This window comes from Pseudomonas sp. BN417, assembly GCF_029871205.1.
Classification (GTDB): domain Bacteria; phylum Pseudomonadota; class Gammaproteobacteria; order Pseudomonadales; family Pseudomonadaceae; genus Metapseudomonas.
The window spans coordinates 1-8,643 of the sequence record NZ_SSOJ01000058.1 but is presented as its reverse complement, the minus strand read 5'-3'; the positions used below and the strand labels follow the sequence as shown (position 1 = coordinate 8,643).

8 protein-coding genes and 1 pseudogene are annotated in these 8,643 nt (G+C 61.6%); 1 reads left to right on the top strand and 8 read right to left on the bottom strand.

Going from position 1 to position 8,643, the window contains the following annotated elements; translation table 11 throughout:
• Positions 1-271 precede the first annotated feature (271 nt).
• The 8 genes from E8F11_RS05655 to E8F11_RS05620 form a co-directional block, all read right to left on the bottom strand.
• On the bottom strand, positions 272-1,024 hold the full coding sequence (locus E8F11_RS05655) for a hypothetical protein (protein ID WP_280287826.1): 753 nt from the start codon (positions 1,022-1,024) through the stop codon (positions 272-274).
• A 181-nt stretch (positions 1,025-1,205) separates the two neighbouring features.
• Positions 1,206-2,732: a DUF5666 domain-containing protein gene (locus tag E8F11_RS05650; protein ID WP_280287825.1), complete on the bottom strand. Its 1,527-nt coding sequence runs from the start codon at positions 2,730-2,732 to the stop codon at positions 1,206-1,208.
• Positions 2,729-3,586: a DUF6502 family protein gene (locus tag E8F11_RS05645; RefSeq protein ID WP_280287824.1), complete on the bottom strand. Its 858-nt coding sequence runs from the start codon at positions 3,584-3,586 to the stop codon at positions 2,729-2,731. Before E8F11_RS05645 ends, E8F11_RS05650 begins: the two co-directional genes overlap by 4 nt.
• Positions 3,587-3,771: 185 nt before the next feature.
• Positions 3,772-4,401 (bottom strand): hypothetical protein, encoded by a 630-nt coding sequence (locus E8F11_RS05640; protein ID WP_280287823.1) that lies wholly within the window; start codon positions 4,399-4,401, stop codon positions 3,772-3,774.
• 413 nt (positions 4,402-4,814) lie between these two features.
• The gene (locus E8F11_RS05635) at positions 4,815-5,771 is read right to left on the bottom strand and encodes a hypothetical protein (RefSeq protein WP_280287822.1); all 957 of its coding nucleotides are present in this window, start codon (positions 5,769-5,771) and stop codon (positions 4,815-4,817) included.
• Between the two features lie 495 nt (positions 5,772-6,266).
• A complete protein-coding gene (locus tag E8F11_RS05630) occupies positions 6,267-6,515 on the bottom strand; it encodes a hypothetical protein (protein ID WP_280287820.1) in 249 nt (82 codons plus the stop codon).
• A 46-nt stretch (positions 6,516-6,561) separates the two neighbouring features.
• On the bottom strand, positions 6,562-6,804 hold the full coding sequence (locus E8F11_RS05625) for a hypothetical protein (protein ID WP_280287818.1): 243 nt from the start codon (positions 6,802-6,804) through the stop codon (positions 6,562-6,564).
• 556 nt (positions 6,805-7,360) lie between these two features.
• Positions 7,361-7,759, bottom strand: coding sequence for a MerR family DNA-binding protein (locus E8F11_RS05620; RefSeq protein ID WP_280287817.1), 399 nt, complete (start codon positions 7,757-7,759; stop codon positions 7,361-7,363).
• A gap of 453 nt (positions 7,760-8,212) precedes the next feature.
• On the opposite strand from E8F11_RS05620, the pseudogene E8F11_RS05615 reads away from it, so the two are divergent.
• Positions 8,213-8,407, top strand: a pseudogene (locus E8F11_RS05615) (GDCCVxC domain-containing (seleno)protein); the annotation flags it as partial.
• Positions 8,408-8,643 lie beyond the last annotated feature (236 nt).

Sequence of the window (8,643 nt, the reverse complement as noted above, 5' to 3'; positions counted from 1 at the left end):
CGCGAGAGGCGTGCGGGGCCATGGATGGCCCCTCACGCCGGGCCCCCGGAGCAACGATGGAGCAAGGGAAACGCAGTAACAGCCGAAGGCTGGTCACCCGACGCAGTCGGGCCGGATGCAGGGGCAAGCCCTTTTGGTTTCTTTTGGGTGGTGCGGCATTCCGACGACTGCCAATAGAGACTCGCCGGGAGGCGAAACGGGGACTCGCAGCCGACTCGATAAGCAACTCGGCTCAGGACTTTCTAGCAACACTTAATGCAGACATAGCCATTCAGAACGAGTGGCTGAGCATCAAGCCACCGCCAGAGTCGGGGCTGGCATCGGAAAATCCTTTGAGGGCATACAGCTGGACCCGCCAGGACGGGCTGAGCCTTTGTGTCAGGAACAGGGTGAATTCCTGGATCTCATCGCCATCGGAGATCACTTTCTGTCGCCAGTCATAGGCTGCGCCCGCGGAGGTCCCGGGCGCTAGCCCGGTCACGAAGCCGAGCGAAGCAAAAATCGGATCGTGGAGGTTGGTTTCCGAGGGATCGCCGAACTTCTTCCAGCCCAAAGTGGCGAAGCCGCTGACGGCACCGAAGGCCTGCGTGACGTCGAACTGGGCGGAGAAGTCAGTCTTGCCGGTTCCGAGGCAGTTGTCTTCATCGGCCGTCGGCAGCTTGACCTTGCCGATCAGCTCCAGGATCAGCCCATCACCTCGACTGCCGTCCAACAGCGCGTAGTTCGCGCTCGCTACTGTGTCCCCCAGGCCCTTTTCAACGCTGCCGCAATCCCCTGGCAATGGTTCACCATCCGGCCCCACCGAGGGATTGGTGATGCGCAGGTACGGGATGGTCAACTTGTAGATCATGGGGCCGGTTTCGTACTTGGCAACCACCGGGACATACCAGGTCTCGCTGGTGGTCGGTGTCCCATATTTCCCCCGTGAGTAATCAAGCCCTGAAGAAACCGTGAACACATCGGCAAGGGCCGGCAAGGCCAGGGACGCCAGAAGGCCCGGCATGATCAGGCGAGCAGCTCTCATGTTTACCTCGTTGCAATCCGGACATCGAAGTTCACATCACGATCAATGCCTTGGCCCTGGCGGAAACTCCAGAGAGCCCGGTTACCCGGTTCACGTCAGGACGCTGGCCCTGCTTAGCTTAGCCGGCCAACTGCTACCCGCCTGGGCATATGCCGGCCTGCAGCAGAGCTGGATCAGGCCTCTAGTGCGGCCCGGACCGATCCACCTTATCGACCCGCTCCACCCGTTCAACATGGTCTGGTCGCTCAACCTGCTCCGGTCGTTCGACGCGTTCAGGCCTGTCCACCCTCTCGACACGCTCGACGCGTTCAACCCGCTCCGGTCTATCGACAGGGTCCGGCCGTTCGATTCGCTCGATTCTCTCGATCCGCTCGACCCGCACACCGTTCTCGAAAATCTCGATCCGCTCCCGGGTTTCCAGGCGGTCACCGGAATCACGTATTTCTATCCGCTCACGACGTTCCAGCTCTCCGGTAGGGGATTCCACTCTCCGCTCGATTCGCTCCCGGGTCTCGCCATCGTCGCTCCGTTCGATTCTCTCCCGCGTCTCGCCATCGCTGCTGCGCTCGCGGGTCTCAGACTCGATGCCGTCCCGACCGGAACCGCTATTCTCGTGTTCCTCGGTATCTTCCGTAGACGAGCCCTGGTGATCGGAACCCTCGTGGATGGAGGCTGCGGGCTGCTCCCGGGAGAATTCGATGCGCACGGCCCGGATTTCACGCCCCTTCTCAAACACGCCGGACACCCGGATGCGCTTGTCGACCGCAAGATCGGCGGCCTGCCCGTCGCGATAGGACGTACCGCTGTCCACATAGGCCGTGAATCCGCCGAACTCGATGCGATTGCCCTTCTGTCCGCGCACCAGGCCTTCCACCAGCGCATTACGCACCCGTCCGGCGAAGGGAATGCCAGGATCGCTCCGCGTCTGGACGACATTCAGTTGCCTGCCATTCCAGGTGCCGCGCACCAGGACCTCGCCGCTAGGCGCCAACGGCTTGCTGAGGGCCAGACCTTGCAGGTTACCGGGTCGCTCGATCGCACCAATGGCGCTGACCTGAGCCAGCTTCGGTGCCCGCTCGATCCGGCTGGCGACAACGATGCCCAGGGCATTGCGCAATCCACTGACCCGAACCGGTTCACCGATGCGCAGACCTTCTGCCACACGGGCCCCTGCGGCAACGCGAACGGGCTGTCCCATCACTCGCATCGGAGCAGCGCCCGTTGCCACATCGGTGATCGGACCTTCATAGGCATGGAGGATCGCGATGCTCCGCGCCTCGAGGCCGCGTGGCGATTTTCGCGCTTCTACCGCCACGACTTGGCCTATGGCCAATTGGTTGCTGCTGGCGGGTACGCCGTTCTCACTCAGCGAAGCCTTGTCATCGAAGTGCACTTCCACGCCGTTAACGCAGATGGAGCCGAATCCGGTGATGGTTCCCACAATGCCCGTACCACCGATTCCACCTTCATCGGCAGGTGCACCGGTACCGCCCATTCCACCGTTGTTGGCGGGTGCGCCGGTGCCACCTATGCCGCCGTTATCGGCTGGTGCGCCCGTACCGCCGATACCGCCAGTCGCAACGGCGCCCGTTCCTCCCATGCCGCCCGGCTCAAGGCAAACCGGTGCGGCGCTCAGCGTGGGAGAAGCCAGCAGCAACGGGCCGCAAAGGAAAGCGAAGGCACACAACAAGCGCGTGGCAGTGCTCATGACGAACTGGCCGTTGTCGAGTCGTCGGGGACTTCTGGCGGATTGGATTCAGTGTAGAAATAAAGGCCGATGGTGATGCGCTGCTTGGCATCAGGAGGCGGAATGTCTCGTTCCTCCAACTCGGCGGCCAACTGGTTGAAGCCGATCAGCACCTGCATGCCATCTGCCTTGACGGCTTCGCGCAATTGGTCGACAGCGGCGGCCGACAAGCTGTCGTAGTGGACACTGCGTTCGAAGAAAGGCGTCCCGTCTTCGGTCAGGTTGTGCACCGCGGCGCAGGCATGGTCGTGGAGGTTGTGCCGGAAATAGGCTGCCTTCTCGTCAAACCCCCGTTGCGGAATGAACGCCATCGTCTCCAGGTGGACCTGGTCCTGGTCGTCCGTTCGCACAATGCCCAGACGCAGCCACTCGTCCAGCACGACGCGGGCACGGATATCCTTGCTGACCTGGGCCACCAGCCCATCGAACGAGCACTCGCCACCAACGCTGGCCAGGCGAGCCAGGGGCAACGGCCGGCCGGGCTCCTCGCAGAACGGCGAGTTGTTCAGCCAGACACTGACCAGGTGCGCCCCAAACGAAATATCCTCGGGCAGGATGGCCGCCCGCCCGGCCGCCATGGCCCGCAAGCGTCTGACGTCCTTGCGGTGCACCCCCGTCAGCAGGCTGATCCTGCTGTCGGTCGGCGGCTTGCCGTCGAGGCGAAACTCGCGCTCGGCGACATCAACGAATATCTCCTTGAGCAAATCGGCAAAGCTGGAATAGGTGACCCCCTTCTTGAGCATCAGCCTCACCAATGGGCGCATGACGTGTTTCAGCGCCGGTAGTAGAGAGGGAGGCAAAGTGGGTAATTGCATTCAAGGCATTCCTCAAGAACAGTACCGACCGGGAAAGCTCGCCTGAGCGGTCAGCCCAGCGGCTAGCCCGAGATTCTCCGCATTTCAACCTCCATCGCCTAGAGCACTACAACCCTCTACGTTACCGCCCTCGCGCCACAAAACCCGGAGGGACTCCGGGTTCTGCGGCTCGCTGGATCGGCTGTTCAAGCCCCCGAGCGGTCGTCGCCGACATCATGATCGGGGCCATCATCCGCTCCCCGGCCAACACCGTGGGCCTCGCCAGCGTCGTGGTCGGCGCCGTCATCCGCACCATGACCGACACCATGAGGTCCGCCGACATCATGATCGGCCCCGTCATCTGCGCCGTGGCCAACACCGTGGGCCTCACCTACGTCATGGTCGGCGCCATCATCCGCGCCGTGGCCGACACCATGCGGCCCGCCGACATCGTGGTCTGCATCATTGTCTTGGCCACGCCCGCTGTTCGCGCTCCCAGGACCGCTATTGCCGCCGTGGTCGCCACCTTCGCCACTGTGGCCTGAACCGCTATGGCCACCGCCGTGACCACCTCCGTCGCCGCTGTGGCCACCACCGTGTCCGCCTCCGTCGCCGCCATGACCCCCGCCACTTCCACCGCCGCCGTGACCGCCACCACCACCGCTTCCGCCGCCGCTACCGCCACCCCCACCACCGCTGCCACCGCCGCCGCCGCCGCCGCCGCCATCTTTGGCATACGCGCTGGAGAAACTAGCCATGTAATCGGGTACCAGGACCGTCGACGCCGACAGGACTCCGGCAATCGCCAGAGCCAGCAAACACTTCTTTAGCAGCATGATGAGCCTCCGTTTGGAGTTGCGTAGCCATTCCCGTTTCGAACACAAGAACCAGCAAATACCCAGCCGTCCATTGGAGCGGCCAGCCAACCGGCGCGGCTATCGATCTGCAGCATGAAAAGGCAACTGCGGTTTCCGCACTATCCTTGTAGGCCAGTCAGAATCTATGTGTGGGAATTTTTCCCACACTTTGAGGCTAGTGCTGCCAGTCCAAGTGTCAACGACCGACTATCGGGACTCGCTGCACCTGGGCTACTTGAACCCTGGGCGACACGCGCACAGCCGCGAAATTGGCAAATGCGCCCTGCCAACCCTGCTGAAGGTCAGCCGCGAAGCAGCCGTGCTGCCCTCCTCCTCGCCAGGACCCTCGCGCTGGCAAGGTGGTACTCCGGGCTCAAGCCGGGCTTGATACGCTACGGGAGCCGTGGCGTCAGTCGGCTCGCGTCGGGGACCGGGAAGGGGAATCCAAGCACCGGGAACCTGCCACGCACGCGATTCTGCGCCTGGCAGTTTTTGACGCAGCTCGTGGCCGGCGGGGCAACCTCTACCGAGTCTTCGCCGAGTACTCCCCCCATTCGCCCACCACTGGCCACGCGCCATACCGATACGCCACCGAATTGACTGATGCGAGTGGCGACCTGGGGGCTATCCCGACCGACAAACTTTGGCGAAAGGTCATTGGCAAAATTCACCCGCGGGGTCACAGGCACCGGATAACACTGCGGGGTGAAATTCGGCGCAGTACACAGCGGCAGGGGCGGTGGATTTGTGAAGTTCGGGTTATCGAAATAGAACACCCCGTCCGCCAGCACATGTGTGAAATCGGTGGTGGCGCCATCGGCACGTTCCGGCTCCATCTGGAAGATGCCGCCCTGGGCACAGTCCTTGGCTTGAATTTTCATGCTGACACCTGGACCACTCCTCGCCAGCAGGACATCGGTACCGTCGATCTCAAGCGTCAGGTTCCCATTCAAGCTCACCCCTTGGAGATCCGGGGCCTTGCTGGCGAAGATTGTGGTGGGTATGCCACCGGTCATATCTTGCGGATTCGGCGCTGCGGTCAGGGCGTAGTTGCGAACGCCGAGTGTGGCCGCATCGACCTCAAACACCACGAATTTGCCCTGAACAAGAAAGCTGGTTCCCAATGTACTGGCAGGCACCTCCATTGCTGTCGCACCACTGACAGTTCCGCCAGGGAGCACAACGGAGAATCCGCCACCTTCGCAGCCCTCGGACTTTGCGGCCTCGGCCAGCCCACTGAGCAGGCCGAACGATAAGGTCACGAATGCGGTCAAGCCGGCGCTCATAAGCACGGGTTTCTTTGGGATGGAGGGTGTCTCAGGGGCAGGCAGGACCCATTGGCGGTTCATGATGTCAACCTCACGCACGCAGGAACGCGCAGTTACCAGTCGATTCCCAGCCGCTCATTGAAGCGGCCAACCCACCGGCGCGGCCCTCTGTCTGCAGCATGAAAAGGAAACCGCGGTATCCGCACTATCCTTCTGAGCCAGCCGGCATAGTTACGCGGGAAATTTTCCCACGAACTGAGGCTAGTTCCGTCGGCCCGAGTGTCAACGACCGAACATCAGACTCGTGACAGATGTGGGCGACTTGAAACACAGGCCACGCGTACACGCCGGCGAAGACGCCGTGGAAGTGGCGCCACCACCGACCGATCGCACCTGCCATTGCAGTGCGCAGAGCCGCGTTCGCGGTACTCGGCCTCCTATTCCCGGTGCCGCCGGAGAATCGCATTACCCCGAGGCTGCCCTGACATGGGGAAACCTTCCGTGACGAAGAAACCCTGCGCGAGGGGCTCCTCCTGACGCCCCAAATTGCCCGCAATTTTGAGGTTTGATTGCACTTCAGGCTTGCCGGCGGCCGCCGCTGGGTAGCTTTCGTGGGGTCGAATGGCCGCCGCATCTACGCTCGAGGAAACTGCGGTATTCATTGATCGCCGCTACCTCGGCGGCGGAAATGCGTTCGAACTCCACTACCTGATCATCGGACCAAGGCACCATTGCCCGCTCCAGAAAGGCCACCATGGCGATATGGGTCGCCGAGATATTCAGCGACAGGCGGTGTATTTCTGCCCATATGAAAGGATTTTCCATTGAGCGCTCCTGGTACGTCCGAATGAAAATCTGACGTGGTTCGGGATCACCTCGTCTTCCGACCATCCAGCACCAAGACAATGGATCCATCTGCACTTGATGAGACGTAAGGATCAAGTGACGGGAACCTGTCCACTGCCCGTTCCACCAGCAACTCCCCCGCAAGGCGAATCCGCTCAGGGATAGGGTTCGGGAGCCTGATGCTCTCTCTCGCAAAACCATTGGCTTCCAGTTCAGCGACAGCTCGTTCGAACAGTTCATCCAGCAGGACCAAGGTTGCTCTATCCATGGTTTTGTCCATTGACGCGAATGTCCTGCTTCGTCGTCGGGTCGCCGCCATCGACTCCCCGCGTCTGGATTGATTGGATCCATGAAGATGCCACTGCAACCAATGCAAGGGACGCGCCTGAAGCGAGCAGTGAACGAGAACGCCGGGAGGGTGCGAATGACAGGGCCGCGCCAGCTGGCTAGCCGGGGGCAATGGGACGATCGTGCAAAACCTTCCTCCGACTCCGGTAAAAGCTATTGAGTTTGATTCGAAACGAGTCGAGGCAAAGTTGCAGGCAAATGGACGAGTGGGGATTGAGACCCAATCTTGGGTAAATAAACCCAATTTCGGGGCCGATGAGGATGGTGAAGTGGCACGAGCCCAATGTCAGGGAGGCGGAGAGGTGGTCTTCTGGAGCTTGGAAGGTCTGCGCCGCGTCGGACGAAGGGACGCCGATCGCGACTTCGACCTGTATTTCCCAAGCTTCGTGCTAAGGACAGTCTGTACGAATGCAGATGCCTGGTCAGGTGGGGGCGATCGGTAGGACAAGGCAACGCAATTTCGCAGTCGTCGTGGATCAATCCCGGTTCATCGCCTGGATGATCGGGCAAGCCATTTCGCCCGTGTTCAAATCGCATTGATGTATCAGTTCACCCAAGGCTTGGCGCATCGCCGTGAGTTCGGCCAGCTTGGTCTCGATCAGTTGCAACTTGCGGACGGCCAACGCCCGCGCATCGGCGCAACAGCGGCCGTCGGCCAACTCCAGGAGGCTTAATACTTCCGCCAAGGTAAAACCAAGCGACTGGGCACGCTTGATGAAGTGCAGGCGCTTGACCTGATCGGGACCATAGCGCCGCTGGCCGCCTGCCAACCTGGCCGGCAGCTCCAGCAGGTCCCGACGCTGATAATAGCGGACCGTCTCGACGCTCACGCCGGCCAGCGTCGCCAGCTTGCCGATAGACAATTCCTGGGCCATAAGCCCCCCTTGACTCCGTACTTAGGTACTGGTCTTAGATTAACTCTAGGGCAAGCCTTCCTCAGGCACATGACGTGGCGCTCATCACAGTTACCCGTTCACTGTGGGCCAGTGTACTGGCTGGAATGACGGCCTCATTGTGCTGCTATGGCCCTGTCCTCTTCCTGGTACTGGGGCTTGGAGGTGGAGCCTGGGCCTGACCACGGTGAGGTCCTATCGACCAGTCCTTATCGGATTGACCTTGCTTTTTCTGGGTTTTGCCTTGAGCCGTCTCTATCTTGTACCGGCTTACGCGGTGAACTGGCCGCGTGCAGAGAGATGCAGGCTGAAACGCCAGCGGCGCTGGTTTTGGCTGGTTGCTGTCCTGCTGCTGGGTTTGCTCGCAGCACCCTGGCTCGCTCCGCAGCTTCGCTGAGCGGTGCGTCTTCGCTCCCCTGCAGAATGGAGGTCAGCATGCATGGAATCACTTGCGGTTCCGACCTGACGTGCCCGAACTGTGGCTTCACCATGCGGGTGGGAATGCCCTCCAACGCCTGCCTGTACTTCCATGAATGCAGCCACTGCAAGACGCTGATGCGTCCAAAGCCCGGTGATTGCTGCGTATTTTGCTCCTATGGTTCGGTCCCCTGTCCACCTCGCCAGGGACAGGCCAAGCCCCCACTCCGTCCAAGGAATAGGTTCTTCGCGGATTTTCGGGGAGGCATTGGATTCGCGCTGGATGGGCAAGATTGTCTGATAGCCATTGATTGGCGCCGTGCAGCCGGATGCTGCCCTCTCCCCCGGCCCCCGCCCTGCGCCCCGGCCTGATCGCTTCGCGCTCCGGCGCTCATCGGCACCGGAAGCGGTGCTTCCGAACGCGTACCTCTTCGCCCCGCAGGCGGGCG